This is a genomic window from Roseovarius sp., assembly GCF_030373445.1.
Lineage (GTDB): Bacteria > Pseudomonadota > Alphaproteobacteria > Rhodobacterales > Rhodobacteraceae > Roseovarius.
Genome location: NZ_JAUCYU010000003.1, coordinates 98,248 through 112,995, shown reverse-complemented (window position 1 = coordinate 112,995; position 14,748 = coordinate 98,248). Strand labels below are relative to the sequence as shown.

Here is a 14,748-nt window from a genome sequence, read left to right as displayed (position 1 = left end):
TTTTCCGGAGTATCATTCCCATGGGTCACGACACCCCGCCCTTCAAACGCATCCTGATCGCCAACCGCGGCGAGATCGCCTGCCGGGTGATCGACACCTGCCGCAGGCTCGGGGTGGAGACGGTCGCGGTGCACCACCTGTCCGAACGCAATGCCCGCTTCGTCCGGCTGGCCGACGCGAGCGCCGAGATCACCGGCGACACGCCCGTCGCCGCCTATCTCGATGCCGAACAGATCATCGAGACGGCGCGGGAAACCGGCGCCGAGGCGATCCACCCGGGCTACGGCTTCCTGTCCGAGAACAGCGGCTTCGCCCGCGCGGTCGAGGCCGCGGGCCTCGTCTTCATCGGCCCCGCCCCCGACACGATCGACCTGATGGGCGACAAGATCCGCTCGCGGCGGTTCGCCGAAGAAAACGGCGTGCCGGTCGCCCCCTCGGTCACCGGCGGCGAGGATATCGACGCCTTCGTCGAGAAGGCCGCGAGCATCGGCTTCCCGCTGCTGATCAAGGCCTCCGCCGGCGGCGGCGGCAAGGGCATGAGCATCGTCGAGGGCAAGCAAGACCTGCTCACCCGCGCCCGCACCGCCCGCTCCGAGGCCGAGCGCTATTTCGGCGATCCGACCATCTATGCCGAGCGCTACGTCGAACGCCCGCGCCATATCGAGGTGCAGGTTCTGGGCGACGGGCAGGGCAAGGTGCTGCACCTCTTCGAGCGCGAATGCTCGGTCCAGCGCCGCTTCCAGAAGATCATCGAGGAGGCCCCCGCCGGCCATCTCGACCCCGCCCTGCGCGACGAGATCTGCGCAGCGGCCGTCCGCCTGTCCGAGGCCGTGGCCTACCGCAACGCCGGCACGGTCGAATTCATCCTCGCCCCCGACGGCACCTTCTACTTCCTGGAAATGAACACCCGCCTGCAGGTGGAACACCCCGTTACCGAAATGGTCACCGGGCTCGACCTCGTGGCACTGCAGCTCGACATCGCCGCCGGGCGCGGGCTTTCCCTCGACCAGCCTGACATCACCCTTACCGGCCACGCGCTTGAATGCCGCGTCTGCGCCGAGGTGCCGGAACAGGATTTCATGCCCGCCACCGGCCGCATCCTCCATCTCGACCCGCCTACGGGCGACAACATCCGCTTCGAGAACGGCCTGCGCGAGGGCACCGACGTCACCCTCGATTTCGACTCCATGCTGGCCAAGCTCGTCGTCGCCGGCCCCGACCGGCCCGCCGCCATCGCGGCGGCGCAACAGGCGCTCGAACGCACCGTGCTGCTGGGGGTCGAGACCAACATCAACTACCTCGCCCGCATCCTCGCGCACCCGGCCTTCCGCGACGACCCGCTGCACACCGGCTTCGTGGCCGAGCACGAGGCCGCACTGGCCGAGCCCGACCTCTCCCCGCACGAGGCCGCCCGCGTGCTGATGGCCGCGGCGCTCACCTTCCGCGAATTCCGCACCCTCGCCTTCGACGCGCCCGAACCCTACGCCTCGATCGGCGGCTGGAGGAACTGATGAAACTGAAACTCCGCCTCAACGGCACGCCGCACGAGATGGACATCGCCGCCCTCCGGCCCGATCTCGAGCTCCGCATCGACGGCCGCGGCCATGCCTTGCGCGAAACCGGCACCACCGGTGCCCTGCGCCACGCCCGGATCGACGGCGAGGACATCACCTATCACCAGGCCCGCAGCGGCAACCGCGCCTTCCTGCATCTCGGCGGCCGCACCTGGATCGTCGAATTCGTCGACCCGCGCGATGCCGCCCGCGAAAAGGTGCAGGGCAGCGGCGACATCCGCGCCCCCATGCCCGGCGTCGTCGTCAGCGTCGAGAAACAGCCCGGCGACCCCGTCACCGCCGGCGACACGATCCTGACCATCGAAAGCATGAAACTTCAGACCAACCTGACGGCCGAGCGCGACGGCGTGCTGGCCGAGATCCTGAAATCCGAAGGCGACGTCTTCGAGAAGGGCGCCATCGTGGCCCGGCTGCAAGAGGAGGAAGACGGCGATGCGTAGGATCACCTCCGCGATCAACCCGGCCAGCGCCGAGTTCAAGACCCGCGCCGCCCGCAACCGCGCCCGCGTCGCCGAGTTCCGCGAAATGCAGCGCGCCGCCCGCGACGACCGCCCCGAGCGCGACATCCGCCGGCTGGAAAAGCACGGCAAGATGCGCCCGCGCGAGCGGCTGGAACTGCTGCTCGATCCGGGCACGCCCTTTCTCGAACTGTCCTCGCTCGCCGCCAATACCGAGTATGACGGCGAAAGCCCCGGCGCCAGCATCATCACCGGCCTCGGCATCGTCTCGGGCCGCGAGGTGATCATCCACGCCGACGACAGCTCGGTGAAGGGCGGCGCGTGGTACCCGCTCTCGGTCAAGAAGATCGTCCGCTGCCTCGATATCGCGCTGGAAAACCACCTCCCCGTGATCCACCTCTGCGACAGCGCGGGCGGCTTCCTGCCCATGCAGAACCAGGTCTTCGCCGACCGCTACATGGCCGGCCGCATCTTCCGCAACCAGTGCCTCCTGTCCAAGGCCGGCATCAAGCAGCTCGCGCTCGTCTTCGGGCAGTGCACCGCCGGCGGCGCCTACGTGCCGGGGCTGTCGGATTACAATGTCATCGTGCGCGGCACCGGCGCGGTCTTCCTCGGCGGCCCGCCCCTCGTCAAGGCCGCCACCGGCGAGGAGGTCACCGCCGAGGAACTGGGCGGCGCCGAGATGCACACCTCCGTCAGCGGCACCTGCGACTACCCGGCCGAGACCGAGGAAGAGGCCATCGCCATCGGCCGCGAGATCGTCCAGCAATGGGAAAAGCCGAAGAAGTGGGAGTGCCAGCGCGACGACCCGGTCCCGCCCCATTACGACCCGAAGGACCTGTACGGCATCCTCCCCGACGACATCAAGAAAGGCTTCGACATGCGCGAGGTGATCGCGCGCATCGTCGACGGCAGCCGCTTCCACGAATACCAGCCCGATTACGGCACCACGCTGGTCTGCGGCTTCGCCAATATCTGGGGCTGGAAGGTCGGCGTGCTGGGCAACAACGGCGTGCTCTTCAACGACAGCGCCCTCAAGGGCGCGCATTTCATCGAACTCTGCAACCAGAACAACACGCCGCTGGTCTTCCTGCAGAACATCACCGGCTACATGATCGGGCGCGAGTACGAGCGCGAGGGCATCACCAAGGACGGCGCCAAGATGATCATGGCCATGACCTGCAGCCACGTCCCGAAATTCACCGTCATGTGCAACGGCTCCTTCGGGGCGGGCAATTACGGCATGTGCGGCCGCGCCTTCGACGGGCGTTTCATGTTCGCCTGGCCCAACAGCCAGATCGGCGTCATGGGCGGCGAACAGGCCGCCAACACCCTGGCCGACGTGAAGGCCGCCCAGATGAAGCGCAACGGCGAGGAGGTCGACGACACCGTGCTCGAGGCGCTGCGCGAGACCACCGGCAAGGCCTACATGGAACAGCTCTCGGCCTATTACGCCACATCGCATCTCTGGGATGACGGCATCATCGACCCGGTCGACACCCGCAACGCGCTGGGCATGGCGATCACCAGCGCGCTCAACGCGCCGCTTGGCACCCCCGGCTACGGGGTGCTGCGCCTGTGACCGGATCAATCGACTTCTACTTCGACTTCGCCTCGCCCTACGCCTATTGCGCAGCCCCCCTGGCCGAGGACATCGCGGCGGCCCACGGCGCGCGGCTGGTCTGGCACCCGGTCCTGCTCTGGGCCTGCCGCAACCATTTCGGCATGGTGGCCCCGCTGCAGGACGGGCCCAAGGCCGATTACATGCCGCTCGATTTCGAACGCTCCGCGGCCTTTCACGGCCTGCCCTTCGTCATGCCCCCCTCCTTCGCCAAGTCCACCCACGCGGCGGCGCGGCTCTACTACGGCATCGCCGCAAAAGACCCGGCACAGGCCACCGATTTCGCCCGCCACGCGCTTTCCGCGCATTTCGGCCAGGGCGCCGACCTGACCGACCCCGCAACGCTGGCCGACCTCGCCGCGCATATCGGCCTCTCCCGGTCCGAGGCCGACCACCTGGCGACGGCGGACACGTCCAAGGACAAACTCCGCCAGGCCAACGACGCGGCCATCGCCGCCGGCATCTGGGGCTCGCCCTTCTTCATCCTCGACGGCGAGCCTTTCTTCGGCGCCGACCGTCTGCCACAACTCGACTGGCGGCTGTCACGGCGCGCCGCGCGGGAAAAGGAACCGACATGACCTACCAGGATATCACCGTCGCCATCGACGGCCCCGTCGCCACCCTCACGGTCAACCGGCCCGACAAGCTCAACGCCATGAGGAACGAAAGCGCCGACGAGATGCGCGCGGCGCTGGCCGAGCTGGAAGGCAACGAAGCCGTCCGCGCCGTGATCGTCACCGGGGCGGGCCGTGCCTTCGGGGCGGGCTACGACCTCTCCACCGTCGACCTCAGCGAGGGCTGCGACCTCCGCTCGGTGCTCGAGGACTACTTCAACCCCCTCATCCGCGCGGTCCGCCGCTCCCGCCTGATCGTGATCTCGGCGGTCAACGGCGCCTGCGCCGGGGTCAGCGTGGGCCTCGCCTTTTCCGCCGATATCGTGCTGGCCGCCGAAACCGCCTTCTTCTACGAACCCTTCGCCGGCATCGCGCTGGTGCCCGACGGCGGCAACACGCTCTTCATCCCGCGCTGCGCGGGCCGCACCCGCGCCCTGTCGATGATGCTGCTGGGTGAAAGGATCGGCGCGGCACAGGCCCGCGACTGGGGGCTCGTCTGGGCCGTCCACCCGCCCGAGCGGCTGGCCGACGAGGCCCGCGCCACCGCCGACCGCATCGCCGCCCTGCCGCCATTGGCCGCGCAGCGCACCAAGCAGCTCGTCAACGCCGCCACCGACGACGCGCTCGACGCCCAGCTCGACCTCGAACGCGACTACCAGGCCGAACTGGCCGGTCGGCCGGAAATGATCGCCGCCGTATCGAAATTCGTCGGCAAGTGACATGACGGCCCCGCCCCAACCGATGGGAGACGAGATGACCCCCGACACCGACAGCGCCCAACCGCCCGAGATCTACACCCGCCCCGGCCATTACGTCGACAGCGACAGCCCGGCCGTCCGCGCCTTCACCGAGGCCGCTCTCGAAGCCCTCCCGCCCGACGCCACGCAGACCGAAAAGGCCATCCGCCTCTTCGACGCCGTGCGCGACGGGCTGCGCTACGATCCCTACACCTACGACCTCACCCCCAACGCCTACCGCGCCAGCGCCATCGCCGCGCAGGATGCCGCCTTCTGCGTGCCCAAGGCGATCCTGCTCGCCGCCTGCCTGCGCGCCGCGGGCATCCCGGCGGCGCTGGGCTTCGCCGACGTGAAGAACCACCTCAACACGCCCAAGCTGGCCGAGCTGATGGAGACCGACCTCTTCATCTTCCACGGCTACGTGCAGGTCTGGCTCGACGGGAAGAGCTACAAGATCACCCCGGCCTTCAACATGGACCTCTGCGACCGGTTCGGCGTGAAACCCCTCGTCTTCGACGGCACCTCCGACGCGCTCTTCCACGAATTCGACGCCGGCAACCGGCGCCACATGGAATACGTGAACGACCGGGGCCTCTACGCCGATTTCCCGGCCGACGCGTTCCTCGAGATGTTCCACCGGACCTATCCGAAGCTTGCAGCGCTCGCCGAGAGGGGGGACGCGGTCGGGGACGCGGGGTTCGGCCACGGCACGCCGGGCTGATCGCCGCCGGGTCGGGCGCAATCGCCTGATCCCCCTCCCGACCTTGACCCATTGACGCCGCGCCGGGGCGGGCGGCCGTGGAACCGGTGCCCTTTCCGCCGGGTTGACCCTGACAGGACGCAGGAGACCCGGATGACCCGCCATGTTGCAGATGTCGCCGTGATCGGTGCCGGCACCGCCGGGCTCGCGGCCGAGCGCCACGCAAGGCGGCAGGGGGCCGAAACCCGGCTGATCGACCCGGACTTCGCCGGCACCACCTGCGCCACGGTGGGCTGCATGCCCTCCAAACTGCTGATCGCCGCGGCCGACGCGGCCCATGGCGCGTCCGATGCCGACCGCTTCGGCATCCATGCCCGGGTCGAGGTCCGGGGCGCCGACGTGCTCGGCCGCGTCCGCCGGATGCGTGACGACTTCGCCGCCGGCGTCCGCCGGTCCATCGCCGATCTGCCCGACGGCACCTGCCTCAAGGCCCGCGCCCGGTTCGAGGCGCCGGGCGAGCTTGCCCTCGACACCGGCGACACGGTCGAGGCCCGCGCCGTCGTAATCGCCACCGGCGCCGCGCCCGACCTGCCCGGCCCCTACAGGGCCGTGGCCGACCGGGTGCTCACCAATCGCACGATCTTCGAACTCGACGACCTGCCCGCCAGCATGGCGGTGATCGGCGCCGGGCCGCTGGGGCTGGAACTGGCACAGGCGATGCACCGGCTGGGCGTGCAGGTCGAGGTGTTCGACGCGGGCGACAGCCTCGCGGGCCTGCCCCCCGAGACAAGCGCCGCGCTCTACGCCGTGCTCTCCGACAGCTTCCCCATCCACCTGGACTGCAAACCCGAGCCGGCGGCCCATCCCGACGGGGTGGACCTGTCCTGGCACGGCAACACCGCCCGCTTCGAGCGCGTGCTCGTCGCCGCGGGCCGGCCCCCGTCGCTCGACGCGCTGGAACTCGAAAACGCCGATCTCGACCTCGACGACCACGGCACGCCGATCTTCGACCCCGACACCCTGCAATGCGGCGACGCGCCGGTCTTCATCGCCGGCGACGCAAACCACGACCGCCCCCTCCTGCACGAGGCCTCCGACGAAGGCACCATCGCCGGCTGCAACGCCGCCACCTGGCCAAAGGTGTCGGCCTCCCCCCGCAAGACCCCCCTCGCCATCTCCTTCACCCGCCCCGAGGCCGCCACCATCGGCACCATCCCGGGCCCCGACGAGGCAGGGCACGTCACCGGCACCGCCGACTATGGCGACCAGGGCCGTGCCAAGGTCATGGGGCAGGCCCACGGCCTCGTCCGCCTCCACGCAAGCGCCACCGACGGCCGCCTCACCGGCGCCTCGCTCTGCGCGCCGGGCGGCGAACACCTCGCCCACCTCCTCGCCTGGGTCATCCAGCAGGGCCTCACCGCCTCCGACGTGCTCGACCTGCCGTTCTACCACCCGACCCTCGCCGAGGGCCTGCAAACCGCCCTCCGCGACATCTGCCGCCAGACCGACCGCTCGAAGCCATGGCACCGCGACGACGACCCCCGCCCGGGCAGCCATGGCGGTCCGTCCGGCACCTGACCGCCGCAACGGAAACCGGCGCCCGCAGGAACAAACCCCGCCGGGTATCGGTTCCTTCCACACACCGCGCCCGACCGCCACCGCCATCCGGAGACGCCATGCAGATCACCCTCACCATCAACGGCGCCGACCATACGCTCGACCTCGACCCGCGCGTCACCCTGCTCGACGCGCTGCGCGATCACCTTGGCCTCACCGGCTCGCGCAAGGGCTGCGACCAGGGCCAGTGCGGCGCCTGCACCGTGCTGGTCAACGGCCGCCGCATCAATTCCTGCCTGAGCCTTGCCGTGATGCACGAGGGCGACGCCATCACCACCGTCGAGGGCCTTTCCGACGGCGCCCTCTCGCCGCTGCAACAGGCCTTCATAGAGCATGACGGCTTCCAGTGCGGCTACTGCACCCCCGGCCAGATCTGCTCGGCCACCGCCATGCTCGACGAGCTCGCCGCCGGCTGGCCCAGCCATGTCAGCCCCTCGCTCGACGGCCCGTGCGAGCTGACCGAGGCCGAGCTCGCCGAGCGGATGAGCGGCAACCTCTGCCGCTGCTCTTGCTACCCCGGCATCAACGCCGCCATCCGCGACGCGAAAGGCCACCAAGCATGAAACCTTTCGACTACCTGCGCGCCGAGAACACCGCCGCCGCCTGCCACGCGGGCGCCGGCCGGGGCGCCGCCTTCATCGCGGGCGGCACCAACCTGCTGGACCTGATGAAGCTCGAGGTGATGGCCCCGGGCAAACTGGTCGATGTCACCCGCCTCGGCCTCGACCGCATCGAGGAGGAAGCCGGCGGCCTGCGCATCGGCGCCACCGTCCCCAATTCCGACCTCGCCGCCGACACCCGCATCCGCCGCGACTGGCCGGTCCTTTCCCGCGCGCTCCTCGCCGGCGCCTCCGGCCAGCTGCGCAACAAGGCCACCACCGGCGGCAACCTGCTGCAACGCACCCGCTGCCCCTATTTCTACGACACCGACACCCCCTGCAACAAACGCACGCCCGGCGAGGGCTGCGCCGCGCTGGGCGGTGAAACCCGCAACCACGCCATCCTCGGCACCTCCGAACACTGCATCGCCCTGCATCCAAGCGACATGGCCGTGGCCCTGCGCGCCCTCGATGCCCAGGTTGAGGTACAATCTCCCGAAGGCAACCGCCGCGCCTACGACATGGACAATTTCTACTGCCTGCCGGGCGACACGCCGCATATCGAGACCATGCTCGAACCGGGCGACCTGGTCACCTCCGTCTTCCTGCCCGCCCCGAAAGGCGACCGGCAGGTTTACCGCAAGGTGCGCGACCGCGCCTCCTATGCCTTCGCGCTGGTCTCCATCGCCGCCGTGATCCGCATGGAAGGGGGCAGGATCGCCCATGCCGCCATCGGCTTCGGCGGGCTCGCGCCCCAGCCCTGGCGCGATATCGAGGTCGACGCCACCCTCACCGGCACCACACCCTCGGCCGCGCTCTTCGACAAGGTGGCCGACATCCTGCTGCAGGGCGCCGAGACCCACGGCGGCGACGATTTCAAGATACCACTGGTACGGCGCCTGCTCCCCGCCGTGCTCGAGGAGGCCACGGCATGACCATCCGGATCAAGCTCGACGACAAGTCCGAAGACCGCGCCGACAGCCTCGCCCAGGGCCTGCTCGGCACCCCGGCCGACCGGCCCGAAGGTCACCTGAAGGTCACCGGCGCGGCCACCTACGCGGCCGACGACATCCCCGGGGGCTGCGCCTTCGGCGTGCTGGTGCGCGCGCCGGGGCAGGGGGCGCTGACCGCCACCAATGCCGACGATATCCGCGCCATGCAAGGCGTGCTCGCCGTGATCCGCGACCCCCGCATGGTCCGCAATTCCGCCCAGGGCACCGCCAACGAGGCCCCCGTGCAGGGCGTCGACAGCGCCGCCTATACCGGCCAGCCCATCGCCCTCGTCGTCGCCGAAAGCTTCGAGCAGGCCCGCCATGCCGCCAACGCGCTGAAGATCACCGCGGACGGCCCGCCCGGCCCGGTCGACCCTCAGGCCGTCGAGCCGGAGGGCGAACCGGACGGGCAGGGCGACCTCGACGCCGCCATGGCCGACGCCCCCCACAGCATCGACGCCGAGTACACCACCGCCGGTCACTCCAGCGCCCCGATGGAGCCCCACGCCGCCGTGGCGGCCTGGGACGGCGAGAACCTCACCGTCCGCGCCTCGCTCCAGATGCTGAAATACAACCGCAATGAACTGGCCGACTGCCTCGGCATCGACCCGGCCAGGGTGCGGCTGCTCTCGCCTTACGTCGGCGGCGGCTTCGGCTCCAAGCTCGGCATTTCCGCCGAGACCGTCGCCGCCGCCATCGCGGCAAAGGAACTCGACCGCCCCGTCCGCGTGGTCCAGCACCGCCGGCAGGTCTTCGAGACCATCACCCGCCGCTCCGAAACCCGCCAGCGCATCCGCCTGGCCGCCTCGTCCGACGGGCGCCTCACCGGGCTCGGCCACGAGGCCCTCGTCTCCAATCTCCCCGACGAATCCTTCGCCGAGCCGGTCACCCAGGCCAGCGCCTTCGCCTATGCCGCCGCCAACCGGCTGATCGGCGAACGCGTCGCGCGCCTTCACCGGCCCGCCGCCGGTTCCGTCCGCGCCCCCGGCGAGGCGGTGGGCGTCACCGCCTTCGAATGCGCCATGGACGAACTGGCGGTCCAACTGGGCCTCGACCCGATCGAGCTGCGCCTGCGCAACATCCCCGAGAAGGATCCGCAAAGCGGTATCCCGTTTTCCTCCCACATGTTGGCCGAAACCCTGCAGGACGGCGCGAAATGTTTCGGCTGGCAGGGCCGCAACCCCGCCCCGCGCCAACAGCGCGACGGCGAATGGTGGATCGGCACCGGCATGGCCGCCGCCTTCCGCGTCAACATCCTGTCCGAGGCCGAGGCCCGCATCACCCTGACCGCCGGGGGCGCGCTCGTGGAAACCGACATGACCGATATCGGCACCGGCACCTACGCCATCCTCACCCAGATCGCGGGCGAGGCGCTGGGCCTGCCCGCCGACCGGGTCACCGTGAAGCTGGGCGATACCGAGTATCCGCCGGGCTCGGGCTCCGGCGGCTCCTGGGGCGCGGCCTCGACCGGCAACGCCACCTGGCTCGCCGCGCTCGACCTCCGCCAGCAGCTGGCCTCGATGATGGAGTGCGACGAGCGCGACCTGACCCTGAAGGACGGGCAGGCGACCTGCGGCAACACCACCCGCGCGCTCTCCGACCTGCTGGGCGGCGACACGCTCACCGGTCACGGCCATATCGACGCCGGCAAGGCGTTCGAGGATGTCCGCCAATCCACCTTCGGCGCCCATTTCGCCGAGGTCGCGGTCAACGACATCACCGGCGAGATCCGCGTGCGCCGGATGCTGGGCAGCTTCGCCGCCGGCCGCATCCTCAACCAGAAAACCGCCCGCAGCCAGTGCCACGGCGGCATGACATGGGGCATCGGCATGGCCCTGACCGAAGGGCTGGTCCATGACCGCCGCGACGGCCACATCGTCAACCGCGACCTGGCCGAGTACCACGTCGCCACCAATGCCGACGTGCCCCCGCTCGAGGTGCATTTCGTGGAAGAGCGCGATCCGTGGGCCGGGCCGATGCAATCCAAGGGGCTGGGCGAGCTCGGCATCTGCGGCGCCGGCGCGGCGATCCTCAACGCCCTCCACCACGCCTGCGGCGTCCGCCTCCGCGACATGCCCGCCACCCCCGACAGGGTGCTCGGCGGGCTGGAGCGCCTCTAGCCGCCCGGATCGTCCCACGCGCTGGGAAGAGCCAGCCCGTTCCGCGCGGAAGCCCGCCCCCCTTGCCGTTGCGCGCGCCCCCATATCTGGGGGCGCAGGCCCGGGGCGCCACATTAACCAATGGCAATGCCGACCCCGGCACCGACGCGATACCGACAGAATACCGACGTGATACCGACGTCGGCTTCCCAGCAAAACAAGGCCGTTAACCAACGAATCGCGGTAACGCCCCGTTCAGCCTGTCGACCACGCCTCCAGCGCCTCGACCACCTTGGCCGTAATGCCGCCCGGTTTCGCCGCCTCCAGCGGGCAGGGCCGGGCCATCCGCGCCTCCATGTCGTCCACGTGAAACCCGTCCGGCGCCTTCAGCCGGTCGAGCTCCTTCCACGTCACCGGCACCGCCACAGCCGCCCCCTCCCGCGCCCGCAGGGAATAGGGCGCGATCGCCGTCGCCCCCCGCTCGTTGCGCAGCCAGTCGACGAAGATCCGCCCCTTGCGCTTCTTCTTCGACATGGTCGCCGTGTAGCGCCCCGGTGCCCGCCCGGCCAGGATGCGTGCAAAGGCCTGAGAGAAGTATTTGACCGTCTCCCACCCCGCCACCCGCCGCAGCGGCACGATCACGTGCACCCCCTTGCCGCCCGTCACCATCGGCACGCTGTCGAGCCCGCAGGCCGCGAGCCCCTCGCGCACCTCGCGCGCCGCCTTCACCACCTCGGCAAAGCCCAGCCCCTCGTCCGGGTCGAGGTCGAAGACCATCCGGTCGGGCCGCTCGATCCGGTCCCGCGCGGCGCCCCATATGTGAAACTCCAGCGTTCCCATCTGCGCGGCGCCCAGCAGCCCCCCGGCGCCGGTGACATACATGTAATCCTCTGTCCCGCCGTCCTTTTCCTCGATCGGCAGGCTTTTCACACCCGTGGGAAACCCCTTCCCGGCGTGCTTCTGGAAGAAGCACTCGCCCCCCAGCCCGCCGGGACAGCGCAACAACGACAACGGCCGGTCGCCGGCATGGGCCAGCATCCGCCCGGCCACCCGCTCGTAATGCCGCGCCACCTCGCCCTTGGTCAGCCCGCCCCCGGGATAGACCACGCGCCCGGGGCTGGAAATCCGCACGCCCGCGATCCGGATATCGTCCCCCGTGTCGGCGTCGACGTCCACCTCCGCCGCGGCGCTCACCTCGCCCGCCGCCTTGTCCTCGCGCAGGCCCTTGAACACCCCGTGCCGAACGCGCCCCTCGCCGGTAAACCCGGCATAGTCCACCTCGGCCACCAGCTCCGGCCGGCACCAGTGCGCCCCCTTCGTCTCGGCGGGCAGCTCACCGTCGAACGGCGCCGTCTTGCGCGTCATCGCCTTCAACCGCTTGCCGATCTCTTCCAAAGCCTGCTCGTCGAACCCGGTCCCCACCCGGCCGCGATAGATCAGCCGGCCCCCCTCGTAACTGCCCAGCAGCAGAGAGGAAAACGCCCGGCCGCGCTTGTCCGAAGGCGACCAGCCGCCCACCACGAACTCGGCCCGCCGCAGGCATTTTGACTTGATCCAGGCCCGCCCGCGCCCGGCGCGATAGGGCGCATCCAGCCGCTTCGAGATGATCCCTTCGCCCCCCGCATCGCACATCGCCGCCAGCGCGGCATGGCCGTCGCCCTCGATCACCGGGCTTAGCCGCAGCGCCCCCCTCGGCGGCTGCCCCTTGAACAGCCCTTCCAGCGCCTTGCGCCGCTCCCGCAGGGGTTTGCCGGTCAGGCTCTCGCCATCCAGCGCAAGACAGTCGAAGACGTAGCAGGTCAGCGCCCCGCCTTCCGTCAACGCCCGCTGCAGCGCCGAGAAATCGCCGCCGCCGCCCCCGGCGATCACCTCGCCGTCGATCAATGCCGACTGGCACTTCAACCCCGCCGCCGGCTCGCACAGCGCGCCGAACCGGTCCGACCAGTCCTTGCCGTTCCGGGTGAACAGCCGCACGCCCCCCTTGCCCACGGCAACGAGGCAGCGATAGCCGTCGAACTTCGCCTCGTGCTGCCAATCCTCGCCCTCGGGAGGGGCATCGCGCAGCGTGGCAAGCTGGACCTTCTGAAACCGGGGCAGGGGCTTTGAGTGTTTCGCGGGCGTCACCCCCTCGCGCCCCCGGGCGATATCGCGCATCGCCCGGCCGGTGGTGACGCTGGTCCTGTACCTGTTCACCAGCGCATCGGCGCTCCGCCCGGCGAAATCGTCCCGCTCCTTGATCAGCAGCCAGTTCTCGCGTGTCTCGCCCGTCTTCGCCCGCATCCGCACCAGCGCCCAGCCGCCCTTCATCCGGCTGCCATGCACGCGGAAATGCAGCTTGCCCTTTTCCAGCCCTTCCGCGGGATCGTGCAGCGGCTCCCACCAGCCGCTGTCCCACAGCATCACGGTGCCGCCTCCATATTCCTTCTCCGGAATCGTTCCCTCGAAGGCGCCATAGGAGACCGGGTGATCCTCGGTCCTGACCGCCAGCCGCTTCTCGCCCGGGTCGCTCGACGGGCCCCGCGTCACCGCCCATGACAGCAGCACGCCGTCCCATTCCAGCCGGAAATCGAAATGCAGCCGCCGGGCGTCGTGCTTCTGCACCACGAAGGACAGCCGGTCGCCCCCCGCCTCGACCAGCTCGGCGCGCGGCTCGGGCGTGACCTCGAAATCGCGCTTGCCGGAATAGGCCTCGAGGCTCCTCATGAGGCCTTCTTCTTGCCCTTGCTGCTACTGCTCTTGCTGCCGCCCTTGCTTTGCTTGAGGCTCTTCTTCAAGGCATCCATCAGGTCGACCACGTTCTCGCCCTCGGGCCGCTCGTCATCCTGCGAGGTCTTGGCGCGCGGGGTCTTCTTCGACTTCATCTTGCGGTCGATCAGGTCGCGCAGCGCGGCGGCATAGTGATCCTCGAAGGCGGCGGCGTCGAACGGCGCGGTCTTCTTGTCGATCAGCTGCGTCGCCACCTCCAGCAGCTCCTTGTCCGGCGCCTCGTCCTCGATGCCGGAAAACATCGGCTCGGCCTCGCGGATCTCGTTCTGGTAATGCAGCGTCTCCATCAGCAGCCCGTCGCCACAGGGCCGGATCGCGCAGAGATATTCCTTGCCCCGCATCGTCAGCTGCCCCAGCCCGGCCTTCTTCGTCTTGCGCAGCGCGTCGCGCACCACGCGATAGGCATCCTCGGCCAGCTCGTCCGAGGGCACCACGTAATAGGGCCGGTCGAACCAGATCGGCGCGATCTCCGTCACCTCGACGAACTGGCTCAGCTCCAGCGTCTTCTTGGTTTCCAGCTTGATGGCGTCGATCTCGTCGGGTTCCAGCAGGATGTATTCGCCGTCATCCGTCTCGTAGCCCTTCATGATGTCGTCGGATTCCACCGGTCCGACCCCCTGCACCACCTTCTGATAGCGCACCGGCTTGCCGCTGGGCTTGTGGATCTGGCGGAACGACACCTGGCTGCCGGAGTTGCGGGCCGAATGGATTTCCACCGGGATCGAGACCAGCGACAGCCTCAACTGCCCTTTCCAGATTGCACGCGACGCCATCACCTTTTCCTTTCGCAGCAGGCAGGGCGGGCCGCGCCGGAACGGCCGGCCCCGTTCCTAGTCAACCCGATGCGGGGCGAAAAGTTTCCGTTTCGCACCCCGGGCCCGGCGGCTTAAGGAAACGGTGACGGCTTGCGGGTTGGATGGCCGTGAATGTCCGGCCGGGGCCCGATCCGGCGGCCGGCGCGAAATCACCCC

General features: G+C 69.7%; 12 protein-coding genes. 10 read left to right on the top strand and 2 right to left on the bottom strand.

Features of this window, described 5'->3' with window-relative positions:
* Positions 1 to 20: 20 nt before the first annotated feature.
* From QUV18_RS06900 to QUV18_RS06855, 10 genes are all read left to right on the top strand, one after another.
* Entirely contained in the window at positions 21 to 1,511 is a 1,491-nt protein-coding gene (locus tag QUV18_RS06900; RefSeq protein ID WP_300892791.1) for a biotin carboxylase N-terminal domain-containing protein, read from the top strand.
* The gene (locus QUV18_RS06895; protein ID WP_300892790.1) at positions 1,511 to 2,014 is read left to right on the top strand and encodes a biotin/lipoyl-containing protein; all 504 of its coding nucleotides are present in this window, start codon (positions 1,511 to 1,513) and stop codon (positions 2,012 to 2,014) included. Before QUV18_RS06900 ends, QUV18_RS06895 begins: the two co-directional genes overlap by 1 nt.
* Positions 2,007 to 3,614, top strand: coding sequence for a carboxyl transferase domain-containing protein (locus QUV18_RS06890; protein WP_300892789.1), 1,608 nt, complete (start codon positions 2,007 to 2,009; stop codon positions 3,612 to 3,614). The genes QUV18_RS06895 and QUV18_RS06890 overlap by 8 nt, the downstream gene beginning before the upstream one ends.
* On the top strand, positions 3,611 to 4,231 hold the full coding sequence (locus tag QUV18_RS06885; RefSeq protein ID WP_300892787.1) for a 2-hydroxychromene-2-carboxylate isomerase: 621 nt from the start codon (positions 3,611 to 3,613) through the stop codon (positions 4,229 to 4,231). The genes QUV18_RS06890 and QUV18_RS06885 overlap by 4 nt, the downstream gene beginning before the upstream one ends.
* On the top strand, positions 4,228 to 4,986 hold the full coding sequence (locus tag QUV18_RS06880; protein WP_300892786.1) for an enoyl-CoA hydratase-related protein: 759 nt from the start codon (positions 4,228 to 4,230) through the stop codon (positions 4,984 to 4,986). The genes QUV18_RS06885 and QUV18_RS06880 overlap by 4 nt, the downstream gene beginning before the upstream one ends.
* Positions 4,987 to 5,020: 34 nt before the next feature.
* Positions 5,021 to 5,725, top strand: a complete 705-nt coding sequence (locus QUV18_RS06875) for a transglutaminase family protein (RefSeq protein WP_300892784.1) — start codon at positions 5,021 to 5,023, stop codon at positions 5,723 to 5,725.
* A 132-nt stretch (positions 5,726 to 5,857) separates the two neighbouring features.
* On the top strand, positions 5,858 to 7,282 hold the full coding sequence (locus QUV18_RS06870; RefSeq protein WP_300892782.1) for a dihydrolipoyl dehydrogenase: 1,425 nt from the start codon (positions 5,858 to 5,860) through the stop codon (positions 7,280 to 7,282).
* Positions 7,283 to 7,380: 98 nt separating this feature from the next.
* Positions 7,381 to 7,884 (top strand): 2Fe-2S iron-sulfur cluster-binding protein, encoded by a 504-nt coding sequence (locus tag QUV18_RS06865; RefSeq protein ID WP_300892781.1) that lies wholly within the window; start codon positions 7,381 to 7,383, stop codon positions 7,882 to 7,884.
* Positions 7,881 to 8,855: a xanthine dehydrogenase family protein subunit M gene (locus tag QUV18_RS06860; protein WP_300892780.1), complete on the top strand. Its 975-nt coding sequence runs from the start codon at positions 7,881 to 7,883 to the stop codon at positions 8,853 to 8,855. The genes QUV18_RS06865 and QUV18_RS06860 overlap by 4 nt, the downstream gene beginning before the upstream one ends.
* Positions 8,852 to 11,032, top strand: a complete 2,181-nt coding sequence (locus QUV18_RS06855) for a xanthine dehydrogenase family protein molybdopterin-binding subunit (protein WP_300892778.1) — start codon at positions 8,852 to 8,854, stop codon at positions 11,030 to 11,032. Before QUV18_RS06860 ends, QUV18_RS06855 begins: the two co-directional genes overlap by 4 nt.
* A gap of 234 nt (positions 11,033 to 11,266) precedes the next feature.
* Here the strand turns inward: QUV18_RS06855 and ligD are convergent, their stop codons facing one another.
* Positions 11,267 to 13,714, bottom strand: a complete 2,448-nt coding sequence (ligD, locus tag QUV18_RS06850; RefSeq protein WP_300892776.1) for a DNA ligase D — start codon at positions 13,712 to 13,714, stop codon at positions 11,267 to 11,269.
* Positions 13,711 to 14,550, bottom strand: coding sequence for a Ku protein (locus QUV18_RS06845; protein WP_300892775.1), 840 nt, complete (start codon positions 14,548 to 14,550; stop codon positions 13,711 to 13,713). The genes ligD and QUV18_RS06845 overlap by 4 nt, the downstream gene beginning before the upstream one ends.
* Positions 14,551 to 14,748: the final 198 nt, after the last annotated feature.